Below are 23,111 nucleotides of genomic sequence, written 5' to 3'. Positions count from 1 at the left end.
GTGTAGACCGGGGAAACACCTGGCACCGATCACCGGTATGGGTAACAATGACCTCGGAAAACACACAGCGACGCCAATTTCATTCTCGCCGAAGGGAAGTCCGCACCAGAGGAGACTCGATGCCTGTTTCGCCACACACATTGTTACAGCACGTCCAGGATCGCACCACCGACCTACGCCGATGGTTGGATACCGGCGAGAACACCGCCGTCCTGACGGCGTACCTGCGCGACGAACCCGTCGACCACCGTTGGCTCACCACCTACCAACGACTCACGCACGACCTGCTGAGAGCGGTCGACCATGCCTGCCCGTCCAGGGCGCCGCACGAAACCCAGACGCCGAACGCCGGCCGGCCGCCGGACCGTCGATGAACGACGACCAACGCCGGGCTCTCGAGCACGTACGCGACACCTGCGTCATGCTGCACAGCTTCCTGACCACCCACCCGAGCGACCGACCGCCCGAACAGGTCCGATCGGCCACCTTCGAACAGCTCACCGACGACCTCCTCGACGCCGTCACCGCAGCGCAGAACGCAGGAGTTCCCGAACAACGCATCTTCGACAGCATGTGACAAACCGTCCGCCGGCCCGGTCCGTGGCAGAAGCCCCTACCGGGATCGAGGTTCGGCTCTCTAGCCGGTACCGGGCGAGGAATGCGCTTTGCCGGATGCAATACCGGCTCGTATTCCGATTGCTCCGGCCTCTCCACGGTTGGCGCCCTCGAGTTTCTTGAGCACGCTCGCGACGTGAAACTTGATCGTGCGCTGGCTGATCCCGAGTTCCTCGGCGATGGCGCGATTGCGTTTGCCGACCGCGAGGTGCGCGAGGACTTCGAGCTCGCGGGGGTTCAGGGTGGACAGCAGGTCCTCGTCGGGGCGGGCGGCGCGCGGATCCAACGGGATGGTCAGCGTCACGCGACTCCCCCACCCGGCGATGGATTCGATGTCGATCCGGCCGCGCAACGTGTGCAGGCGTCCGGACAGTTGCCGAGTCAGCGCGTTGCGGTCGATGGCGCCGAGCCCCCGGTCGCGAACCTCGATCAGAACGTTGTCACCGTCGCAGTCCCACGCGATCCGTAGCCGGGGCAGCACGATGGCGCGGACCATCGCGCGTGCCGCATGCGCCACCTCACCAGGAAGCGGACGGCCGTCGGCCGGCGGGTCGACATAGTCGACTTCGACCTCCCGATGCCGCAACAGTGGCCGCAATTCGCCCTGCAACCGAGGAAGTGCCGGGACTCGCCGGTGAGCTGCGTGGTGGCGATGCCGGTGTGTAGCCGGCTTCGAGCTGCTCGATCTCGTCGTCGGTCAAGGTCAGGTCTACCGCTGCGGCTGCGTCGACGAGGTGATGGGGCTTGGTCGCGCCCACGATTGGCGCGGTCACCTGCGGGTTGCGCATGACCCAGGCGAGGGCGACTTGGGCCATGGGCACGCCCCGTTCGTGGGCGACCTTCTCGACGGCGTCGATGATGGGCTTGTCGCGGTCGCCGTGACCGGCGAAGAAGCGCTCGGCGGCGGCATCGTCTGCGGATCGGGTCGTGCCCGCCTGCCCGAACGGGCGGGTCAGCCGGCCTTTGGCCAGCGGGCTCCACGGGATCGTTCCGACGCCCTGATCGGCAAGCAGCCCGAACATCTCACGCTCCTCCTCCCGCTGGAGCAGGCTGTACTGGTTCTGCATGGACACGAACTCGGTCCAGCCGTGCAGGCGGGCGGTGTACTGCATCTTGGAGAACTGCCACGCCCACATCGAGGACGCGCCGAGGTAGCGGGCATTCCCGGCTCTGACGACGTCGTGCAGGGCCTCTCCTCGACCGGAGCGTCGGGGTCGAACCGGTGGAGCTGGCACAGGTCGACGTAATCGGTGCCGAGGCGGGTGAGGGTTCCGTCGATCTGCTCCATGATGGCCTTGCGGGACAGTCCTCGCCCGCCGGGGCCGTCATGCATCGGGAAGAACAGCTTCGAGGCAAGCACGATCTGCTCCCGCGAGGCGAGCTTCCGCATTGCGCGCCCGACGATCTCCTCCGAGGTGCCATGCCCGTAAACGTTCGCGGGTCCCAGAACGTGATCCCCAAAATCCAGCGCCTGCCGCAGGAGCGGTTCGGCGGCGTCCTCGTTCAACGATCATGGGTGTCCGCCCGGAATCGTGGGATCGCCGTAGCTCATACAGCCGAGCACGATCCGGCTGATCGTTAATCCGGTCGATCCCAGTGGTCCATACTCCATGTCGGTTGCTCCTTCGCGGTGGCTGTCACCGCCACGTGACTGCAGATAGGTCGGGGACGCAGATCGGCATCCTCGGATAGTCAGGCGATCGGGATGCCTGGGTCAGCGGCCGACGAGGCCGAGGTGAAACTCGTTGTATCGGTCGCCGTGCACGCCGACCCGGCGGGCGAGGGTGTCGAGATCGGCGATTTCGTCGGCCGACAGCGGTACTCCGGTGGCGCCCGCGTTCTCCTGGATGCGCGTGGTCCGGCGCGTTCCGGGAATCGGCACGATCCAGGGCTGCTGCGCCAGGAGCCAGGCCAGAGCGATCTGGCCCGCGGTGGCGTCCTTTGCCGTTGCAAGCTGTGCGACGTGATCGACGAGAGCCTGATTCGCTGCCCGGTTCTTTTCACTGAAACGCGGAATGCTCGCGCGCACGTCCCCCTCGGCGAAGGTCGTGCGGGTGTCGACCGTGCCGGTGAGGAATCCCTTGCCGAGCGGGCTGAACGGAACGAAGCCGATGCCCAGCTCCGCCAGGGTCGGGAGCACCTCGGCCTCCGGGTCGCGTGTCCACAGCGAGTATTCGCTCTGGAGTGCGGTGACGGGCTGGACGGCATGTGCGCGGCGGATGGTGGCGGCGGAGGCCTCGGAGAGGCCGAAGTGGCGCACCTTGCCCTCGGCGATCAGTTCGCCCACGGCGCCGGCGACATCCTCGATCGGCACGTCCGGATCGACGCGGTGCTGGTAGAACAGGTCGATCGCATCGGTGCGCAATCGGGTGAGGGATTCATCGGCGACGCGGCGGATCTGCTCGGGCCTGCTGTTCAGGCCCACGCTTTGATTGTTCTGGATGTCCCAGCCGAACTTGGTGGCGATCACGACCTGGTCGCGGATGGGTTCGAGGGCTTCGCCGACGAGCTCCTCGTTGACGTACGGTCCGTATACCTCCGCGGTGTCGAAGAACGTGACGCCGTGCTCGGCCGCGGAGCGCAGGACAGCGATCATGTCGTCCCGGTTGCCGGGGTTGGGTCCGTAGCTCTGGGACATGCCCATCGCGCCGAGTCCGATCGCGGAGACTTCAAGACCCTGGCCGAGAGTTCTGGTGTGCATGGTCAGGCCTCCACTGTCATGTTGTGTGCGCGGGTGTAGTCGGCGTCGTCAACGTGTTCGAGCCAGGTCGTCGTCGTGGCCGGGTCGTCGCCGTTCTCGTGGGAGTGCCAGGCGGTGCGGGCACTGGGCGCGAACCGGACACAGGCGACCACCATCCGCTGGCCCGGCTCCTGCGGGGCAGCGATCGGGTCGACCCACACGTCGCCGGTGAACTGCTCCGGAGGGTTCTTACCTGTCGGGTTCTGGGGAAGCTGTTTCATAGATTCGTCTCTTTCGGCGCAGCGGCCTGAGTCTTCTGCGGGTCGGTGTCTTCCTGTTGATGTGCGGTGGCGGCCCAGCTCGCCAGGAGACTGAGCCGTTCCTGGCTCGCTGAACCGGGCTCGGCGGTGTAGATGAGGAACGAGAGTCCGGGTTCGGCGGTCAGCTCCATGCCCTCGTAGGACAAGGTCAACTCGCCGACAACGTGGTGTTGGAAGTTTTTGGTCCCCGAGCCGTGGCGGCGTACGTTGTGCGCGCCCCACCGGGTGCGGAACGCGTCACTGCGTGTGGAGAGCTCACCGATGAGATCGTGCAGTTGCTTGTCGCGGGGGTCGCGGCCAGCCTCGGTCCGGAGGATCGACACGGTGATGTCGGCGGCGGCTTCCCAGTCTGGGTAGAACTCCTTGGCGCGCTCGTCGAGGAAGCAGAACCGCGCGAGATTGCCCTGCCCCGGCCCGTCGAAGACGCGATCGTAGAACGCGCGACCCAGCGCGTTGGTGGCAAGGATGTCCATTCGGCCATTGCGTACGAACGCGGGCCCGTGAGTGATCACATCCAGTGCCCGCGTGAGGCTCTCCCGGGCTACCCACCTTTTCGGATTGCGCCTGCGCACAGGTTGGGCGGCGCCGCCCGCGACGCGGGCCAAGTCGAAGAGGTGCTCACGTTCGGCGTCGTCCAGTTGCAGCGCTCGCGCGACCGCTTCGAGGACGGCATCGGAGACCCCGGCAAGGTTCCCGCGCTCGATCTTGGCGTAGTACTCGATGCTCACATCGGCAAGCATCGCCACTTCACTGCGTCTCAGTCCCGCCACACGCCGCTGCCCGGAGACGGTCAGACCTGCCTGCTCGGGGGTGAGGTTCGCGCGCCGGGACATGAGGAACTCTCGTGCTTCACTCCTGTTGTCCACGCCCCAAACGTTATGCCGATGCAGCCACGCAGGGGATGCCCTGCTGGTACACCCCTCATCAGAGACTCCCTCCGGGCCCGTTCTGAAGGTGTCATAGAACTTGCCGAGATTCCGCGACGGTAACGATGGCACCGAAAGAACACTTCGCCCGACCCTTCATGGCGTCGAGCATCTTTTGTGGTCGATGGCGTCTGTCGCGTCCCCGCCGAGCGCGGCCTCGGCGCATTGCTCACCGATCGCGACGCAGCACAACGGCATGAATTCGAAGGCGGTGCATGCGAGGAGTCGCAGCAGGAAACGAACTGAACAACCGACGAGGCATCCCCAGATGCCGGACGAGAGGAAACAAGCATGGCTGAGAACACAGGTACTGGCTGGACCGGTGGACAGAACGCGTTCGGTGACTTCGCCCCCGGACTCGTCCACTACACCGACAAGATCCTGTTCGACGAGGTGTGGGAACGGCCCGATCTGTCCAAGCGCGACCGCAGCCTGGCCACCGTGTCGGCCCTGCTCGCGATGGGCAACATCGACCAGCTCAACTTCCACCTCCCGTTCGCCCGCGACAACGGCGTGACCGAACAGGAACTCATCGAGACCATCACCCACCTGGCGTTCTACACCGGCTGGCCCAAGGCCATGTCCGCGATGACCGTCGCCAAGAACGCCTTCACCACCGAGGAGAACTGAACCGCATGTACGGAGCCGTCATCCACGCCCCCGGCGACGTCCGCTATGAACAGCGCGAGGACCCGCAGATCCTCGCCCCGACCGACGCGATCATCCGCCTGGCCGCATCCTGCGTGTGCGGGTCGGACCTCTGGGACTACCGCGGCATCAACCCCGTCGACCAACCCACCCCGATGGGCCACGAATACGTCGGCGTCGTCGAACAGATCGGCAACGACGTCAACAACGTCAAGGTCGGTGACTTCGTCGTCGGATCGTTCTTCGCCTCCGACAACACCTGCGAGATCTGTCAGGCCGGTTACCAATCCCGCTGCGAGCACGTCGAGTTCGCCGGCGCCGGTGGTGCGCAGGCACACCTGCTGCGGGTCCCCCTCGCCGACGGAACCCTCGTCGCCACCCCCGGCATCCCCGATCCGGACCTGGTCCCGTCGTTGCTGGCCGCCTCCGACGTGCTCGGCACCGGCTGGTACGGCGCCATCGCCGCCGAGGCCGGCCCCGGTAAGACTGTGGCTGTTGTCGGTGACGGCGCGGTGGGCTTGCTCGCCGTTCTCGCCGCCAAACAACTCGGCGCCGACCGGATCATCGCCATGTCCCGCCACGAGCCCCGCCAACGGCTGGCCCTGGAGTTCGGAGCCACCGACATCGTCACCGAACGCGGCGACGACGGTGTCGCGAAAATCAAGGCACTCACCGGCGGACTCGGCGCGCACTCCGTGATCGAAGCGGTCGGGACACAGGAAGCGATGATGCAGGCCATCCGGTCGACCCGTCCCGGTGGGCATCTCGGTTTCGTCGGCGTCTCACACGGCGTGAACCTGCCCGGCGAAGAACTGTTCTACGCCGAGATCCACCTGCACGGCGGTCCCGCCCCGGTGCGCCGGTTCCTGCCAGACCTGATCGACCGGATCTGGCGACGCGAGATCGACCCGGGCAAGGTCTTCGATCTCACCCTCCCGCTGAGCGAGGTCGCCGAAGGGTACAAGGCCATGGACGAGCGCCGCGCCATCAAGGTCCTCCTCCAACCCTGAGTCTCTTCCACGGCCGAATTGTCGCTTCCCGTCCTCGGCACGGGCGGGAAGCGACGCTCTCTGCTCTGACGAAAGCGAATCACAATGAAAGCCATCGCACTCGAGACCTACGGAGGACCCGACGTCCTCCATCCCGTCGATCTCCCGGACCCGCATCCCGGCCCCGGGCAGGTGCGCATCCAGGTCCACGCCGCCGCTGTCGCGCCGGTCGACGCGATGCTCCGCACCGGACTATTGGCCGAGATGAACGCTGGGCTGAACCCGCCGTTCGTGCCAGGCATGGAGGTCGCCGGCGTCGTCGACGAGGTCGGCGACGACATCGACCCGGCTCTGGCGGTCGAGGCCGGGCAGAAGGTCGTCGGATTCGTGGACAATCTCGGCGCACACGGCGGTTACAGCGACTACGTCGTCCTGCCCGCCGCGTCGGTCACCCGCATCCCAGAGGGGGCGTCCGCACCGGAGGCGGCGAGCTTCATCAACAACTCGATGACTGCGCTCAACGCGCTCGAGGCCCTCCACCTTCCTGCAGGGGCGACGCTACTGGTCACCGGCGCGGCCGGCTCGGTCGGCGGATACCTCGCCCAGCTCGCCCACCACGCAGGCCTCCGGGTCATCACCATCGCAGGCTCTGGGGACGACGACCTGGTCCGCTCGTTCGGCGCCGACCAGATCGTTCACCGCGGACCGGACGCCGCGCGCGAGGTCGTCGCGCGTGTCCCGGGCGGGGTGGATGCGGTCGCCGATGCCGCCCTACTCGGCGATGACATTGTCGGTGCGATCCGCGACGGCGGGCAACTGGCCACCTTCCGCCCCTACCACGGGGATCCAGGACGCGGGATCCGGGTGCACGGTCTGAACGTGCGGCAACGCGCGACCGACCATCCCGCAATCACTCACCTGCGCGACCTAGTCAATGAGGGCGTCCTGACCATGAGGGTCGGGACGGTGTTGCCCGCCGCCGAAGCACCGGAAGCGCACCGGCTTCTGGACGCCGGCGGGGTGCGCGATCGCATAATCCTCGAATTCCCCGTCCACGAACCCTCCGACGAAAGGACGACACATGAACCCTTGGCCGTCCCCAGACATTGAGTGGATCGTCGACGCCGACGACCTGCACATCGCACCCTTCCGCGCAGATGGCATCACGCCCGGCACCCCGACCTGGATCTGGTCCGTCGTGGTCGACGGGCGCCTGTTCGTCCGAGCCTGGAACGGCACCCGCTCCCGCTGGTACCAGGCCGCCATCGCCCAGCGGGCCGGGCAGATCACCACCGCTGGCGCAACCTACGACGTCGCATTCCACTCTGCCGACCCAGGACTGAAGGATCGGATCGACGCCGCGTACCGAACCAAGTACGCAGCCAGCAGTTACCTGCCACCCATGGTCGCTTCCGGCCCCCAGGCCGCCACCGTCGAAGTCACCCCGCGCCCCGCTCCACAAGCCTGAGCAGGACAAATCGCGTCCACCATCGACCCGTGTGAAAGGAACTCTTCCGTGCGATCAAAGCCCCTCGTCTTAGCATTCGTATTCACATTCGCCGCGACCTTGCCACTGCTGCTTGCCGCCTGCAGCACCAACACGACCGACGATGACACAGGGGCTCCTTCACCATCGACTGCACCGACTTCGCCATTGCCACCCCGCATACTCGACACGACGGCCTCGCGTGACGCAGTAGGCACGACCGTCCGCTTCACCGCCGGTGACACGTCGATCCACGTCACCATGGCAGACAATCCGGCTGCCCAGGACTTCCTGTCGATGCTCCCGCTGACTCTCGAGTTCGAGGACTTCGCTGGCAACGAGAAGATCAGCTACCTGCCCCGCGAACTCGACCACGAGGAAACCGAAGGCTCAATCCTGAACCAGGGCGACTTCCTGTACTACATCCCCTGGGGCAACGTCGGATTCTGGTACCCGAACCCAGCACCCACGCCGACGACTCCCTCGTACTCGGCAGCTACGCAGCCAGCCTCGACGACCTCCAATACCTCGAAGGACGCGACGTCACCGTGGAAGCCCTCCCGTGAACGACCAGGCGACCCCTCCCCTCGGTCACACGTCAGGCAAGCCCAGCGCGACGCGTCGGGCTAGCACAGGCGGCCAAATGCCTCTCAAATCAACCACAACAGACGAATCGACTGGGAGGGCACGGCGGACACACCCGTCCTCGTTTCGACGTCAGCTGGTGAACAGTGGTTTACTCGATGAGTAAACACTTGTTCACCATTGCTACGAGGAGTTCCGTGAGTCCGCCCTTCGACATCTCCGCGTCCGAGTCGTCACGTAGCTGGATAGTGGTTGCGACGCTTGCCCTGACCGGCACCGTGGTCTCCCTTCAGCAGACCCTCGTCCTTCCGCTGCTTCCCGACCTTCCGGAGTTGCTCGGCACCACCGCCGACAACGTTTCGTGGCTTGTCACCGCGACCCTTTTGTTCGGTGCCATCTCGATACCGACCGTCACCCGCCTCGCCGACATGTTCGGGAAGAAGCGGATGATGATGGTCTCGCTCGCGGCAATGGTGCTCGGCTCGGCACTCGGTGCGCTGAGCACCGATCTCGCGCTCGTGATTACGGCCAGGGCCATGCAAGGCGTCGGACTGTCGCTGGTACCGGTGGGTATCGCAATCATGCGTGATGAGCTGCCGCGAGAGCGTGTGCCGCTCGGCGTGGCGTTGATGAGCGCGAGCCTGGCCATCGGTTCGGGTGCCGGCCTGCCCCTGTCCGGGTTGATCGCGGCGCATCTGGACTGGCATGCCATCTTCTGGGTCACCGGCGTCGTTGGAATGGTCGTTCTCGCGGCAGTCTGGCGAGTGATCGACGAGTCTCCGGTACAGACCGGCGGATCCTTCGACTACCGCGGGGCGATAGTTGGGACGGTTGCTCTGACGGCCGTGATGCTTGCGGTGTCCAAGGGAGCGCACTGGGGATGGACCTCGCGTCTCACTATCGCTCTGGCGGCCGCCGGGGTGCTGTTGCTCATCGTTTGGGTACCCATGGAGCTCCGAGTACGCAACCCGCTGGTCAATGTCCGTGTCGCGGCGCGACCGCCTGTTTTCCTTGTCAACCTCGCCTCGTTGTTGCTGGGTTTTGCAATGTTCGCGAACATGCTGGTAACCCCACAGCTCCTACAGCTGCCGGTGAGCTCCGGCTACGGCCTCGGCTTCGACGTTCTGAGCACCGGACTCTGGATGGCCCCGATCGGGTTGATCTTCGGAGTGACGGCTCCGGTATCGGCGGTACTGATCCGCAGATACGGTCCCCAGATGACTCTGCTTGCCGGGGCAATGATCATGGCCGGTTCCTACGTCGCCCGGGTCTACCTGAGCGATAGCGTCTGGCAGATCGTGACAGGTGCGGTGCTGGTAGGAGCAGGGACATCCATGACCTACGCCGCGTTGCCCACGCTGATCATGCGCGCTGTGCCGGTGACGGAATCCGCATCGGCGAACGGCCTGAACACCCTGCTCCGGTACATCGGTACGTCGACCGCCAGCGCCGTGATGGCGGCGGTCACCACGATGAGCGTTCAACGTGTCGCAGATGACGTCTTCCCGAGCTTCGGAGCCCTCCTGCTGGTGTTCTGGCTTGCCGCCGCGGCCTCGCTTACGGCAGGGCTGATCGCGCTGTCCATACTCGGTTTGCGTGAAGCTCAAGAAGAGTCACCCGAACAACCGGGTCGCATTCGCGCCGCAGTGGCACGCGGCCGCGTGCTCAGCAAATCCGAACGACCCATCCGTCGCGCCGTCGTCACTGTTCTCACCCAATCCGGAGATCAGGTCGACTGGAGCCAGGTGGACTCAGCGGGCGACTTCTCGGTCGCCATTCCCGGATCCGGGCGCTACCTCGTAGTTACCGCCGCAGAGGGCTGGACTCCCGACTCCCGACTCGCAGACCTCGTCGCAGAAGCCAACATGGGCACAATCATCCTGAACGAGCGATTGACCATCACCGGCACGGTGACCGATCCGCGCGGCCCCCTCGCAGGCGCTGTCGTCGTGCTGACCCGGCAGAGCGGCGAGGCCGTCGCTACCGCGAAAACGGGGCCGGTCGGTTCCTACGAGATGCCTCTTCCCCCGAACGGGAGGTACATACTTACTGCATTCACCCACATTTCGACCGTGGCGCGTGCGGTCACCGTCTGGGGAGGATCGCTTGTCCTCGATCTCGAACTGAACGAACCAACTGAGCTGGCCGCAACGACCGCGCGTGTCGACGAGGCGGTGGTGCAATGAGCCGGGCGAGAGACGCCGCTCTCGCGGCGGCCGCCGCGCTTTTTTCCGAACGCGGTTACAGCCAGGTCACCATTCGCGACATCGCGGCACTCGCGGAGTTGTCCCCCGCCATGGTGATGAAATGCGTTGGTAATAAACAGGAATTGTTTCTCGAAGTGGCTACGGTGGAACCGCTACCACTTCCTGCCTGTCCCAGTTCCGACCTCGGCCAGGCGCTTGTGCTCGATATATTCGACCGATTCTATGCCGACACGGTCGAACCCATGACACGGGCAATCATGCTCCGACTCACCGCGCCGGACCACCAGTCGGTGATACAACATTTCACCAGCGGTTACGTCGACCCGCTCACCGAGCGGCTCGGCGGGGACGTCGACGCACGACTGCGCGCCGAACTCGCAGTGAGCGCCCTCGTCGGTTTCGCTACCATGCTGAGAATCTTTGGTGCCGACGCCTGCTCACAGCGCAGCGACGAAGTGGTGCGCCGATACGGCGCGCTCGTGCAGCAACTGCTCGACAGTTGACTGCACGGGCCGACTACTCCCCTACGCCGAGCGCGGCTACGGCGGGGTCGACGGGGTGCCGGAGCGTGCTCAGCCAGAATCCGCGCACACCTGGTACTCAATTGGGGTCCGCGGTGCGGCAAACGTCAACCGAACCGCGGCTTCCGCAACGGTACCGGGGGAACGTCAGGCCCACAGGCGAGAAATCACCAGACGTTCCCGGCGCTCGCTCCGGGCCTCAACCGAAAAGGAAAACACCTTTGCCAGCATTCTGTTTGTCGAATTCGGCGTAAGCTTCCTCTGCCTGGTCGAGACGCCAGCGGTGACTGAAGAGGTCTGAAACTGGCAGATCTCGCTCGGTAATGAACTCCAGGCACCTGGCCAGCTCAACGATCGACAGCGTCCAGGACGTCATGATTGTTGCCTGGGTTCGCATCAACGAGCGGACATTGAGCTCGACCGGCGCGCCGCCCAGACCGAGGAAACACACTCTTCCCCATGGCTCGAGCGACGCGAGCGCACTCGCTCCTGCTCGAGCGGCGCCCGACGTTTCAAGCACATGGGATGCTCCGCGCCCGTTAGTCAGTTCCATGATCGCGTCATGCGGGTCCGTTGTGGTCGCATCAACGGTGGCGGACGCTCCGAACGCGATCGCTCGTTCCAATCGTGTCGCTTCGACGTCGATGGCTATTACGTGTGCTCCCATCGCTGTGGCGAGCATCGTCGCCGACAACCCGACGGGCCCCTGTCCGAACACGATCAGTGATTTACCGCCTATGTTTCCCAGCCGCTGTATTGCTCCCCAGGCGGTCCCCGTCCCGCATCCAATGGCCGCACCCGCTTCGTAGGACAGGGTGTCGTCAATCTTGACGACCGTCACTGCCGGAGCGAGCATGTATTGTGCGTGTGAGCCGTTGGCATCCGCGCCGTAGCGGATGGTGGTGCGTCGGCAGAGTTGGAACCAACCGGCCCGGCACTGGTCACATACGGTGCATCCCGCATAGTGGTGGATTGTTACCCGGTCTCCGACAGCAGCGACACGCGGGTCGACGCCCGGACCGGTGGAGTCGATTGTTCCGCACGGCTCATGACCGACTATGCATCCGGATGGATCACTGGCGCGATACTGATGTAGGTCACTTCCGCAGAGCCCTGAGGCCTTCACCGCGATGACGACCTCGCCGGGGCCGGGTGTCGGTTTGGTGAACTCTCGTAGCTCGACTTCCTTGTGACCGGTGAATACCAGTCCTTGCATCGTGTTTCCTTTCGTGGCTTGACGATCTCAGTCTCGGAGCTCGATATGTGCCTACCTAAGTCGTGGTCCGGGTTCGCTCAGACGATTCGGTGCGAACGTCGGATCGCCGTGATCGGGCGTCGCCGACCTCCGACGTGAGGTCGCGTCCAGCGTTGTCTTTGAGCAATAGCACGCACGCTAGGCTCAGAAGGCTGAGCAGGGACACCAGTACCCCGTACATGTAGGCGCCGAAAGCTTGGGTGATGGAGGCGGCGAACAGCGGCGGGATGGCGCCGCCAGCGATGCCGGCGAAGTTGTAGCTGAAACCGGCGGCGCTGTAGCGGTATTGGGTGCGGAACAGTTCAGAGAGGAACGCGCCCAGCGGACCTGTCGCCGTGCCGGTGATGAACATCGTGATGCACATGGCGACGGCGAGGCCGGCGAATCCGCCCGAGTTGAGCACGGGGAACATTATCAGCGGAAAGATCACGGCTGCCGTCGCGGCGGCGGCCATGGTCAGGCGGCGCCCGTATCGGTCGGCGGTGAGACCACCCAGGAAGATGCCGATGGTGTAAAACACAGTCGCGGCCAACGCCATGAGAAGCGTCGGCGTTCGAGCGATGCCTAGGTGCGTCCCACCGTAGTTTGTCAGGAACGTGACGCCGAAGTAATAGGACGAGTAGATCATCAGCATGGTGCCGGAGGCCAAGATGATCTCGCGTGGCTGAGCCTCGAACGCCTGCACGAAGGGGGCTTTCGGTGCTCCGCGGCGCTCGACTTCGGCCTTGAAGACTGGCGTCTCGTCGATATTCAGCCGGGCCCAGAGCCCGACCCCGACCAGGATGATGCTGGCGATGAAGGGGACTCGCCATCCCCAGCTCAGGTAATCTTCGTCGCTCATGCCGAGGCTTCCGCCGACCACCAGCGCGCTGCTGAGGATCGCACCGAACCCCCCGCCGAGTGATGCGAACATGGACCAAAATCCGCGTCGGCCCGCAGGCGCATACTCGGCGGTCGTGAGGACGGCACCCGCCCACTCCCCGCCGACGGCAAGTCCCTGAATAAACCGCAGCGTCACAAGGATTATGGGTGCAACCACACCAATCTGGGAGGCAGGCGGTATGAAACCGACCAACACGGTGGAGACACCCATAAGGGTCAGGGTTGTGACTAGCGTGCCTTTACGTCCCATGCGGTCGCCGAAATGGCCGAACAAGATACTCCCGAAAGGGCGGGCCACGAACGCGACACCGAAAGTGGCCAGTGAGGCCGTTAATCCAGCCGCATCCCCCAACGCCGGAAAGAAGATATGAGGGAACACCAATACGGCGGCAAGTGCAAACAGCCCGAAGTCGGCGAGCTCGATCGTGGTCCCGACACAGCTAGCGATGGCCAGGCGACGCATCGAGACAGGCCTGGTGCGCGGACTGGCAATTTTGGATCGCATGACGGGCGCTTTTCTCCTTCATTTGGCCTGCACCAGTGGACTCCTCCGAGCGCGCCGTACAAGCAGGCGCCAAGACCGACTTGCGTACGAGATCTGACCGTATGGCCGACTACGACACAGCGTTGCGAGTGGTCTGGACGTTCCTGAAGCTCGACCATGTCCACGGGCAAGGCGTCCTGCTCGACACGCTGCCACAGGGTGGTGTGTCGGCAAATTCAGAACAGGTGCCCGGTCGCTGGCACTAGTGACGTCCGGTTGGCAAGCCTTATTGGCGCGAGGCAAATCTTAGATCGCGTTGCCTTGGAGGATATCTCGGCGATAAACGGGCAACGCCCAAAACTCTAGCTTTGTGCGTCGAACCAGTCGATGACGCTGCGCAGTCCGTCCTCGAGTGCCACCGCCGGCGTGAAGTCCAGAACCTGTTTCAGGCGTGCCTGGCTGACCAGCTGATACCTGGTCCTGTTCTCGTCGAAGACGATGCTGTTGGGGTCGGCCCCGAGCATGTCGGCCAAAGTTCCGTAGATCTCCTTCGACGTGCGCGGCAGCCCCGACACGTTGATCGGCATGCGCGTCGCGTCGGAGAACACCGCACACCGGATCGCTTCGGCGACATCGTCGACATGGATCAGGCCGTGTTGTGCCGTCGATGCCCACGGGATCGTCGGTGTGGTGCCCGCGCGGATGGCCGTGATGAGGTCGGTCATGAGGGTCGCGTTCGAGCCCGGGCTGCTGCGCGGGCCGTAAATGGTCCCCAACCGGAGAGCTACGTAGTCGGGCCCGCCAGCGGATGCGAACGCTTCGAGGTAGGCCTCGCCGGCCAACTTCGTTGCCGCGTACATGTTGATTCCGGAACAGGACCAGGCGTGATCTTCGGCGAACGGCTCGCGATGCGGGTCCTGGAAGGATCCGTAGACGGTGTGCGAGGAACCCAGGACGACCCGCTTGGTGTCGGCATCGCGCGCGGCGGCGAGCAGGTCATACGTCACCCCGACGTTGACGTCGTGGGCATCGCGCGGCCGCTCGGCCGACGCCTGGGTGCGGACCGCGGCCAGATGGACGACGACGTCGGCGTCGGCGACGAGGGAGGCGATCGCTGAGAGATCTCGCAGGTCTGCCAAATGTGCCGACACCCCATCGAGTTCGCCAAGCTCGTTCAGTCGGGATTCGCCGCCCGCGTCGGTGGCGACAACTTCTGCGCGAGGATCGGTAGCCAGGAGCTCTACCACGTGAGAGCCGACGAACCCTGCCGCTCCGGTCACGAGAACACGCCGGGGCCGTTCAACTGGCGGTGAAGTCGGTCGGGTGCTGTCCATGGGTGCCTCCAAGCGCAGGACGCGCGTACGGCGGCGGACCGGCAATACGCGGAGCCTGTTAGTAAAGGATGTGATTTTCCTCGGGTAACAATACCAGTATTGTCTGACAAATAAAGGGTAATTATGTAAGCGAATAGCGGAGCACGAAGTCGAGGTGCTCACGCATGGCAGCTCCGGCCTTCTCGGCGTCGCCTGCCTCGATCGCCGCCTCGATCGCGATGTGCTGTCGCACCGTCTTCTGTGCGACATCTGGTGTGACGTCAAGGAACTGGGCCGGGTGCGTTGCGTCGTGCACGGAAGCGATGAACGCGGCCAACAGGCGATTGCCTGATGCGTAGCCGATCGCAGTGTGGAAACGCAGGTCGAGGTCCGGGATCTCTGGATCATCGATGGCGATGTTCTTCTGCTGCTCGATGACGTCCTTCATCGTGGCGATGTCGGCTTCGCTTCGGTTGCGGGCCGCCCACTCCGTAGCGGGGATCTCGAGAACGCGGCGGACCTCGGTGATCTCGTCGATGTTCAGCGCGCCGATGCGAACGATGGTATCCATCGACTCGCTGAGCATCCGGCTGAGAGAGTCCGGCGTCACCGTATTCACGAAGCTGCCACCAGCAACGCCCGGAATCTTGCGGATCAGCCCCGCGCTCACCAGCGCTCCGAGTGCTTCTCGAACCGTGGGGCGGCTGACACCGAACTGCTGAGCCAGCTCGGTCTCGGGCGGAAGCTTCTCACCCTGTGTGAAGCGCCCGTCCAGGATCGCCTCGCGCAGCTGGCCCTCCACCTGGTCCCGCGGGCGGGTCACCTGCAGCGCCTTGAACGTGTTGCTTTCGGTGGTCGATGTCATCGGGTCTCCAGCCTGCTTCGTACGCGTCATGTCAGGTCAGCTGACACTTCACCTGTCCTACAGCGTCCATGCTGCAAATAGTCATCGCCTGCAGATCATTAGCCTGTTCGATCTGCCGATGGTTCGTCAGCCGTTGCTAATCAGACTCTGAATAATCTGACAGTATTCTGTCTGTAGAATACTATGCTACCTGTAAACGTTCCCAGCTACTACTCTCACACAACTTCAACTGCTGCCCGATTCACTTCGTCGGCGGAGAGGCGGGGCTCTAGTGCGGCCCGTGCCGGGATCAGAGCAGGCTGTAGAACTGGCGGGCCGATCCTCCGAACATCAGCTCCCGCTCCTCCCGTGATGCCGAACTCGCGAACCGCTTGTAGGCATTCCAGAGCACGCGATACGACGTGCCCATCTTGTCGACCGGGAAGTTGCTCTCGAACATGCAACGCTTCGCGCCGAACTCCTCGACGCACACCTCGAGCCAGGGCGACCAGAGACGAGCCAGCTCGTCGGAGCCGGGAGGTTCCGGCGCGGTGAGGTAGTCGTACATGGCTCCGCGGGCCACGAGCCCCCCGATTTTGCACCAGACGTTCGGCCGCTTCGCGACCTGCCGAATGCCGTCCCGCCATAGGTCGAACTGGCCTGATTGGTCCGACGCATAGCGGCCGTACCCCAGAGGGCCACCGCTATGGTTTATCACGACTTTCAAATCCGGAACAGCATCCGCCAGTGCCGCGACGTCGTCCAATTGGGTATGAAACAACCAGGCATCGAGGGTGAGCGAGTTTCGGGCCAGGACACGAGCCCCGTCAAGGATCTTTGCTTCTCGGAGCATCCCGGGTCGTTTCCCGGACTGCGTGTTCGCGATCTCTGGGCTCGCATCCCATCCGGTGCTGAACCGGACACCTCGAAATCTCCCGCGACCAGCCGCCATGTGCTCTGTCAGAACCGGCTCGACTGCGGCACCCAGTGTGAGGTCGGCGAATCCCACGATGCCGGCCACCACGTCGACTCCGACGCTCGACGAACCGGCCGCCGCGGCTACGTACTCGGTCTCCCCGACCGGCCGCAGTTCGACCGGTCCAGAATCGCGGTAGCCGGCTCCGCATTCCACATAAACCGTGGCCTCGACGTGGTGACCGGACTGGATGTCCGCCTCGAAGCCGGAACGATCGTAGACGTACGGGTGCTCCCAGAGATGGTGATGGGAATCGACGATCGGCAGGTCCGGTTCGAACACCGCCTCTGCCGACTGCTTCGCCAGCCACTCGTCAGACGGTTCGAAGATCGTGCCGAACTCAGTCGGCCGTCCGTGCTCGGAGAGCTTGTAGAAGCGCGCGTCCAGTGCCATGCCTACCCCAGCCATCCGGTTATCAAGGCGGACTCAGCCATTCGATCAGACCTCGCCGCGCGCCGCCGCGACAGCACGCGACTTCCGTGCCGCAGGGTCGAGAAGGATCGCGCCGATCAGACCGGCCGTGCAGATTCCCATGAGGAAGATTGCTGCGTACCAGGGCGTGCCGCCGCCTGCCCCGACGAGGGCCGCCATGACGATCGGCACCGGCCCCGACAAAAGCGCCGCGGATACCTGGTAGGTGATGGCAGAACCTGTGTAGCGAAGCTCCGGCGGGAAGACGGTGGTGAAGAGCAGCGCGGTAACCGAATACGCCACTCCATGGCCGATTCCCAGGCCGATGATCATTGCCGCGATGATGGCGATGGGGTTGCCTGTGTGAATGATCCAGAAGACCGGAATCGGAGCGACCGCCAGCAGTGTCAGGGCACAGAGGAACACTCGCTTCGGGCCGATACGGTCGGAATTCCAGCCGACAATCCCCACACAGGCCAGGTGAACCAATCCCGCAACGATAACTGCCATCAGCACGGTCGTCTTCGCCAAGCCGGCCTCGGCCGACCCGTAGTTCACCGCATAGGTGCTGTACGCGTAGAAAGCCGCACCGAGTCCACCGTTTGCGAATCCGAGCGCCAGCATCGTCCGCCAGTGGTTGCGAATGACTTCCCTCGCCGGGTTGCTGACGAGAGCGTTCTCTGCCTTCTTCTCCTCGAACACCGGCGATTCTTCCAGCTTTAGCCGAATGAACAGCGCGATCGGGAAGATCAATGCACTGACCAGGAACGGAATACGCCAGCCGTAGCTCTCCAGCGCGTCCTCGGGCATGAAGTAGGCGGCCAGGCTGACAAGGTTGGCCCCCACGAGGGCCGCCGGAATACCCATCTGAGCGACGCTGGTGTAGCGCCCGCGCAGGTGTGGCGGCGCATGCTCAATCGACATGGTGGCGACGCCGGAGAACTCACCACCGGCCGACAAACCTTGAATCATCCGGAACAGGACAAGCAGCAGCGGGGCCCAGAAACCTATCTGATCGTATGTGGGCAGCAGGCCGGTCGCGATCGTGGCCACACCCATGCCGATCAGGGTCATGAACAGTACCGACCGCCGGCCAAGACGGTCGCCGAGGTGGCCGAAAATGAACGCACCCAAGGGCCGCATGAGCCACGCCGACGCGAAGGTACCGAAGGCAAACAAGGTGCCGACGGTGGGGTTGTACGTAGGGAAGAAGAGCTTGTTCAGCACCAGAGCGGCTGCGACGCCGTAGACGAAGTAGTCGTACCACTCGAGCGCGGTACCCAGGAAGAGGGCCGTGCCGAGCCTGGCAAAACTCGTCTTACGAGGTGGGGACGATTGGCCGGATATCGCATCTGGTTGCATAGTGCTCATGATTCTGCCTTCAGGTTTGGGATGGAGAAGTAAGCGCGAGGCACAAACTCGACCTGCCGATATTTCGCCGCGAGGGCACGAGAGTACCGACGCCATTCTGATTGAGAGCTATTGCAGTGGTGCGCATTTGCTCTGAAGCACTGCGATACGCGGATCTACGGCTTCGCCGGACATCGCACATGCGGGTTGCGAGCAGACATGCCAAAAGCCGGTAGACGAACACGTTCGTCCCCGCTGACGTACAGCCGAGCTCCGTGTCGGTGGACCTGAGAACAGAATAACTACTTGCTGCCCCCAACCGTTCGACCAGGCGCGACCCGGTGAATCCAGAAGCGACTACGAGTACAACTTCCCTCGGTGTCACAGTGGCTTCTCCTACTCATCTCGCGTGGCCCGTCGGGTCTTCCGGTGCCCGATGCCGAGATCCCCCATGTATCGCTCGTGCGCTGCGCTTACTGGCATGAGGGGCTGTGATTGCGCTCACTAGATGAATTAGTAGACCAGACTATTATCTGACTGTCAAACATCTGGCAATGTCTCACCTGTTACTCCCAGCACGGCTTGTCGCTTGGCAACGCCTGAGACTCATAACCATCGAGCCGCGAGAACGGCCCGAACGGGCCTCCGCGCCGATACGGCCGAACAAGGTTGTGGTGTCCGACAGCACGTGCACGTTTATGCGGCCTTCGTGCTCGAAGTTTTCCCGACGGACCAGGATGTTCGGCGCCGGCACCTTGCACCCGAACCGTGGCATGCAGTACCTGGCCGTCCGCGACAGCGAACACCTAAGCGCGGTCGCCAACACGCCCAGCGAAGGTGTTCGGGTGATGGGCCAGGCGCGCGATGATGAGGCGTGCCTGATGATCTCGATGAGCCGAAGCCGCCGGTGGACAAGACGTTCCGAGCGTTTGACCCGGATCAGGGTTTGTTGCTGCCGCCGTCGCTCGACGACTGGCTGCCCGCCGAGCCTTTGGCCTATCGCAGAACTCGTCGACGAGCACCTGGACCTGTCCCGGATCCGCTCCGCGTACACCGAGGGCCGTGCCGCCCCACTACGATCCGCGACTGATGGTGCTCATCCTGCTCAACGGCTGTACCACCGGAGTGTGCTCGTCCGGGTCGATCGAACGCAAATGCACCGATGACGTGGCTGTTCCGGTGCTCGGAGCGGGGCGGCAGACTATCGGGCGATCACCCGGGTCCGCAAGCGGCGCCTGTCCACGCTCGAGCACCTGTTCGTACAGGCGTTGGCGCTGTGTCAGGCCGCGGGCATGATCAGGCTGAGTCGTCGGAGGGGACGAAGTTGCGGACGAACGCCTCCAAACGCAAGGCGATGAGCTACGCCCGCATGCCGGAGAGGAGAAGGTCCTCGCCGCGAGGTCTCGACGAGGCCGAAGACGCCAAGTCGGCGAGAACCGGCGTGGCGACGAGCTGCCCGAGGTATCGCGGCGTCGCGAACCCGGCTGGCGACGATCCGGGAGGCGAAGGCCGCCCCCACGGAAGAGGCTCGACAGGCGGCACGGGAGCGGACAGGGACGACGGCTGACCGGCGACGGGGCCTCCGCGCAGTGTTGCAACGCGGAGGTCGTGGTCGACGAGAAACCTCAGGGATCGTGGCCACCGACGTGAACACAAATGCCGTCGATGTCGGCAATCTGATGCCAACGACCGAACAGACCGGCGGCGAAGACCGGGCAGGTCCCGGACCAGGTCCGTGCCACGCCGGCTACTGCTCGGCCGACAACCTGGACCGCGCCGCCGATTTTCGCCGACGAACACGGCACCGAGTTCTATGTCGCGAGCGGGCATCTGTGCCGTGGCGACCCACCAGCGGCGTCCTCGCGGGCGAATCCGCAAGCCCGCGAACGGCAAGCAGCGAATGGCCTGCAAACGGGCTACCCGGATGGGTCGGGCGGCATACGCCCGCCGGAAGGTTACGCCGGGCCCAACACCGCCGGCCGTCCCCACTGCAAGCCAGCCCGTCGCGCTATACGACTAGGACTAATCAGGACAGGCTAGAGCCGGGGAAGCACGCGTGCCTCTTCTTCGAACCCGTACACCGACTTGACTTCGAGGTACTCCTCCAAGCCGTAGACGCCCATCGAGCGGCCGATGCCCGATTCCTTGTAGCCACCCATCGGTGTCGTCTGATTGGGACTGGAACCGTTGTAGCAGATACGACCCGCGCGAAGCCCGGATGCGAACTCGTACCCGCGCTTGCGGTCCTCGCTGAACACGTAGCCGCCAAGTCCGAAGATCGAATCGTTGGCAATCTCCAATGCTTGTTCCTCTGTGCGGTACGGCATGACGACCAAAACCGGACCGAAGATTTCCTCCTTGGCCAAGGTCATGTCGGGAGTGACGTCCGCCAGGACGGTGGGCTTGCAGTAAAATCCGCGGTCGAAGCCGTCGATTCGCCCCGGGCCGCCGGTGACGAGCCGCGCCCCTTCCCTCAGTCCGATCTCGATATGACGCTGAACACTGTTGAACTGCTGCGCGTGAACGAGCGGTCCGTGCGTGGTGTTCGGGTCGCTCGGGTCGCCGACACGCATTAGGTTGATCGCGTCGACCAAGAAGGGAAGGATGTCCTCCACTTGACTCTCGTGCACCAGCAGCCGGCTCGGCGCATGGCAGGACTGGCCGGAGTTCGAGAAGCCGCGCTGAATGTTGAAATGTGCGGCCTTCTCCAGATCACCGTCGGTCAGCACGATGTTCGCGGACTTGCCACCCAACTCCAGGCAGGTTCGCTTGACAGTCTGAGCGGCGGCCTCGCCCACCTGACGTCCCGCGGTGGTCGAACCGGTGAACGAGATCATATCTACGTCCGGGTGCCGCGAGAGCCGGTCGCCCACCACACTGCCACGACCGACTACCAGGTTGAATACACCCGGCGGAGTTCCCGCTTCATGCATGACTTCTGCCAGTGCAACGCCCGAGGCGGGCGATGCATCCGATGGCTTAAGCACCATTGTGCAACCCGCAGCGATTCCGTAGATGACTTTGATGACGGAGGTCTGAATTGGCCAATTCCATGGTGAGATGAGGCCGCACACGCCGATCGGTTCTCGTCGAATGATGGTGTCGTCGAGTTGCCGTTCAAACTCGTAATCTCGGATCACGTCCCGCGCGACTCGCATGTGACCGGCCGAGGACTTCACCTGTCCTTTGAAGGAAACGGGGATGCCCACTTCTTTGGCGATCAGCTCGGACAGCTCCGTCTCGCGGCGCTCGTAGGCCTCGATAATGCGGTCGATGAGCTCGATGCGCTCATTGACCGAGGTCCTGGAGAAGCGAACGAACGCTCTCTTCGCTGCCGCTACTGCGAGGTCCACATCCTCGACTCCGCCGCCCGAGGAGACAGTCGCCCACGGCTCTTCCGTCGCCGGGTCGATCAAGGGGCGGGTGCCCGGGATGGACGGCGAGACCCATTCGCCGTCGATGTACAACTTGTCGAAGTGGTCCATTGACTTCCTCCAAAGCGAGCAGAATTGCTTAATGTCAGACTAAATATCTGCCTGCTTGCTGTCAACCTTTTTCCAATTCCAGAAGGACGGCACCCGCAACACCGTCGGTACTGATTCCCATCCCAGTACCACTCTGCATGCAGGCGGGGTTGACCGTCTACAGCGTCGAAGCTATGACGTGGGTACCGAAAGCCGGCCCGCGGACCACCGCCACCCGTTGCCGCGCGGAGCGGTGGGGTGAATAACGGGGTCGCTACGTGATACAAACGCGGATACACACATCCCCACGTAGGACAGCACCCAGTCCGATGCGAATCTGCAGCCACAATGAGCTCACTGCGGCTGCGACCTCCTCCCCATCGGGACACGTCACGTTTCATTCCAGTGCCTGTCCACCAGCGGCTTCCAATTCCCATGCCGCGGCCGCTCGCGCGGTCGCCAGCCTGATACCGGAGGCGCCGCCGGTGAAATGCCATGCGGTCGGTGAAGTCATAGATTGGATTCATCGTGCTTCTCCACGGTCGAGGTTGCCGACCGGGCGGGTGAGTTCATGTAGTCGGCGCCGAGAAACTAGGGCCCCCACGGACGGATTGACGAACAATGCATCTATAGGCAATAGTATGACACTCTTCACTTAGGTCAGTCAGTTTCACTTGATGTCAGAAAGTGTGTCTAGGTCAATGCGCCTGCAGGTCACGTACCGGCGCCTGGCGCGCTACCCATGCGGCGTGGATGCTGATCGTCTTATCGCTGCAGTGGCACGTGCCAGCCGGGGGGGCGACGCCATTTGGGTGGCGTCTGCGCCGGCGGGTGTTCTCGCACTTGCCACGTTCGGTTTCGCGAGCGGTCCGATCAGCTACCGTACCGGTGTCTCCTCCTCGCTGACCGGTCTAAGATGCTCCGCTACCTCGCTGGAGCGTCCGTCCGTCTTGCGCGTGAACGCATGTTTTTTCGTCGGAGTGGTTTGTTGCGATCGTGGGGCGGCAGTACTCCAACCCATCCCGCGTGCCACTGGGTCGCCGAAGTCGAATCCAACCCAAGGGCAGCGCGAGCTCTCGGCATCCGAGTTGCAACTCGTACGGCTATCGAGTGTTGCGTCTCAAGTGCCACAACGGATTTCGATGTCGAAACACG

General features: G+C 63.9%; 21 protein-coding genes and 2 pseudogenes. 10 read left to right on the top strand and 13 right to left on the bottom strand.

What is annotated here, in order from left to right; translation table 11 throughout:
* Window positions 1-119: 119 nt before the first annotated feature.
* Together QM841_RS34475 and QM841_RS34470 are read left to right on the top strand one after the other, a co-directional pair.
* A complete protein-coding gene (locus tag QM841_RS34475; protein ID WP_283335384.1) occupies window positions 120-374 on the top strand; it encodes a hypothetical protein in 255 nt (84 codons plus the stop codon).
* Complete coding sequence (locus QM841_RS34470) at window positions 371-577, top strand: hypothetical protein (RefSeq protein WP_283335383.1); 207 nt, start codon at window positions 371-373, stop codon at window positions 575-577. Before QM841_RS34475 ends, QM841_RS34470 begins: the two co-directional genes overlap by 4 nt.
* 60 nt (window positions 578-637) lie before the next feature.
* Here the strand turns inward: QM841_RS34470 and QM841_RS34465 are convergent.
* From QM841_RS34465 to QM841_RS34445, 6 genes and pseudogenes are all read right to left on the bottom strand, one after another.
* Window positions 638-1,237: pseudogene (locus tag QM841_RS34465) on the bottom strand (helix-turn-helix transcriptional regulator); the annotation flags it as partial.
* Entirely contained in the window at window positions 1,134-1,751 is a 618-nt protein-coding gene (locus tag QM841_RS43235) for an aldo/keto reductase (RefSeq protein ID WP_349307443.1), read from the bottom strand. The gene QM841_RS43235 and the pseudogene QM841_RS34465, both read right to left, overlap by 104 nt.
* Before the next feature lie 116 nt (window positions 1,752-1,867).
* Window positions 1,868-2,122: pseudogene (locus tag QM841_RS43230) on the bottom strand (aldo/keto reductase); the annotation flags it as partial.
* 207 nt (window positions 2,123-2,329) lie between these two features.
* Window positions 2,330-3,316 carry an aldo/keto reductase gene (locus QM841_RS34455; RefSeq protein ID WP_283335382.1) on the bottom strand — a complete coding sequence of 329 codons (987 nt, stop codon included), beginning with the start codon at window positions 3,314-3,316 and terminating at the stop codon, window positions 2,330-2,332.
* 2 nt (window positions 3,317-3,318) lie between these two features.
* Window positions 3,319-3,576 (bottom strand): cupin domain-containing protein, encoded by a 258-nt coding sequence (locus tag QM841_RS34450; protein WP_283335381.1) that lies wholly within the window; start codon window positions 3,574-3,576, stop codon window positions 3,319-3,321.
* Window positions 3,573-4,481, bottom strand: coding sequence for a helix-turn-helix transcriptional regulator (locus QM841_RS34445; protein WP_283335380.1), 909 nt, complete (start codon window positions 4,479-4,481; stop codon window positions 3,573-3,575). The genes QM841_RS34450 and QM841_RS34445 overlap by 4 nt, the downstream gene beginning before the upstream one ends.
* A 351-nt stretch (window positions 4,482-4,832) precedes the next feature.
* Between QM841_RS34445 and QM841_RS34440 the strand changes: the two genes are divergently transcribed.
* The 7 genes from QM841_RS34440 (at window position 4,833) to QM841_RS34410 (ending at window position 10,959) form a co-directional block, all read left to right on the top strand.
* Window positions 4,833-5,171 (top strand): carboxymuconolactone decarboxylase family protein, encoded by a 339-nt coding sequence (locus QM841_RS34440; protein WP_061697793.1) that lies wholly within the window; start codon window positions 4,833-4,835, stop codon window positions 5,169-5,171.
* 5 nt (window positions 5,172-5,176) lie between these two features.
* Entirely contained in the window at window positions 5,177-6,199 is a 1,023-nt protein-coding gene (locus QM841_RS34435; RefSeq protein WP_283335379.1) for a zinc-dependent alcohol dehydrogenase family protein, read from the top strand.
* 84 nt (window positions 6,200-6,283) lie between these two features.
* Window positions 6,284-7,288, top strand: coding sequence for a quinone oxidoreductase family protein (locus QM841_RS34430; RefSeq protein WP_283335378.1), 1,005 nt, complete (start codon window positions 6,284-6,286; stop codon window positions 7,286-7,288).
* Window positions 7,260-7,646, top strand: a complete 387-nt coding sequence (locus QM841_RS34425; protein ID WP_283335377.1) for a DUF2255 family protein — start codon at window positions 7,260-7,262, stop codon at window positions 7,644-7,646. The genes QM841_RS34430 and QM841_RS34425 overlap by 29 nt, the downstream gene beginning before the upstream one ends.
* 186 nt (window positions 7,647-7,832) lie before the next feature.
* Complete coding sequence (locus QM841_RS34420; RefSeq protein WP_283335376.1) at window positions 7,833-8,294, top strand: cyclophilin-like fold protein; 462 nt, start codon at window positions 7,833-7,835, stop codon at window positions 8,292-8,294.
* A 152-nt stretch (window positions 8,295-8,446) separates the two neighbouring features.
* The gene (locus QM841_RS34415; RefSeq protein ID WP_283335375.1) at window positions 8,447-10,435 is read left to right on the top strand and encodes an MFS transporter; all 1,989 of its coding nucleotides are present in this window, start codon (window positions 8,447-8,449) and stop codon (window positions 10,433-10,435) included.
* Window positions 10,432-10,959 carry a TetR/AcrR family transcriptional regulator gene (locus tag QM841_RS34410; protein WP_283335374.1) on the top strand — a complete coding sequence of 176 codons (528 nt, stop codon included), beginning with the start codon at window positions 10,432-10,434 and terminating at the stop codon, window positions 10,957-10,959. The genes QM841_RS34415 and QM841_RS34410 overlap by 4 nt, the downstream gene beginning before the upstream one ends.
* 217 nt (window positions 10,960-11,176) lie before the next feature.
* On the opposite strand, the gene QM841_RS34405 is transcribed toward QM841_RS34410, so the two are convergent.
* Window positions 11,177-12,193 (bottom strand): zinc-binding dehydrogenase, encoded by a 1,017-nt coding sequence (locus tag QM841_RS34405; RefSeq protein WP_061041874.1) that lies wholly within the window; start codon window positions 12,191-12,193, stop codon window positions 11,177-11,179.
* Between the two features lie 55 nt (window positions 12,194-12,248).
* On the bottom strand, window positions 12,249-13,619 hold the full coding sequence (locus QM841_RS34400) for an MFS transporter (protein WP_283335373.1): 1,371 nt from the start codon (window positions 13,617-13,619) through the stop codon (window positions 12,249-12,251).
* A 101-nt stretch (window positions 13,620-13,720) separates the two neighbouring features.
* Between QM841_RS34400 and QM841_RS34395 the strand changes: the two genes are divergently transcribed.
* Complete coding sequence (locus QM841_RS34395) at window positions 13,721-13,864, top strand: hypothetical protein (RefSeq protein ID WP_283335371.1); 144 nt, start codon at window positions 13,721-13,723, stop codon at window positions 13,862-13,864.
* 96 nt (window positions 13,865-13,960) lie between these two features.
* Here QM841_RS34395 and QM841_RS34390 read toward each other — a convergent pair whose 3' ends face one another.
* From QM841_RS34390 to QM841_RS34370, 5 genes are all read right to left on the bottom strand, one after another.
* Window positions 13,961-14,878, bottom strand: a complete 918-nt coding sequence (locus QM841_RS34390; RefSeq protein WP_283335370.1) for an NAD-dependent epimerase/dehydratase family protein — start codon at window positions 14,876-14,878, stop codon at window positions 13,961-13,963.
* Window positions 14,879-15,053: 175 nt separating this feature from the next.
* Complete coding sequence (locus QM841_RS34385; RefSeq protein WP_283335368.1) at window positions 15,054-15,776, bottom strand: FadR/GntR family transcriptional regulator; 723 nt, start codon at window positions 15,774-15,776, stop codon at window positions 15,054-15,056.
* Window positions 15,777-16,065: 289 nt separating this feature from the next.
* Window positions 16,066-17,124, bottom strand: coding sequence for an amidohydrolase family protein (locus tag QM841_RS34380; RefSeq protein ID WP_283335366.1), 1,059 nt, complete (start codon window positions 17,122-17,124; stop codon window positions 16,066-16,068).
* 45 nt (window positions 17,125-17,169) lie between these two features.
* Window positions 17,170-18,513: an MFS transporter gene (locus tag QM841_RS34375; RefSeq protein WP_283335364.1), complete on the bottom strand. Its 1,344-nt coding sequence runs from the start codon at window positions 18,511-18,513 to the stop codon at window positions 17,170-17,172.
* A 2,015-nt stretch (window positions 18,514-20,528) separates the two neighbouring features.
* Complete coding sequence (locus tag QM841_RS34370; protein ID WP_283335363.1) at window positions 20,529-21,977, bottom strand: aldehyde dehydrogenase family protein; 1,449 nt, start codon at window positions 21,975-21,977, stop codon at window positions 20,529-20,531.
* Window positions 21,978-23,111: the final 1,134 nt, after the last annotated feature.

The sequence above is a fragment of the Rhodococcus sp. IEGM 1307 genome (assembly GCF_030056915.1).
Lineage (GTDB): Bacteria > Actinomycetota > Actinomycetes > Mycobacteriales > Mycobacteriaceae > Rhodococcus_F > Rhodococcus_F opacus_D.
This window is presented reverse-complemented; position numbering and strand designations above follow the sequence as displayed.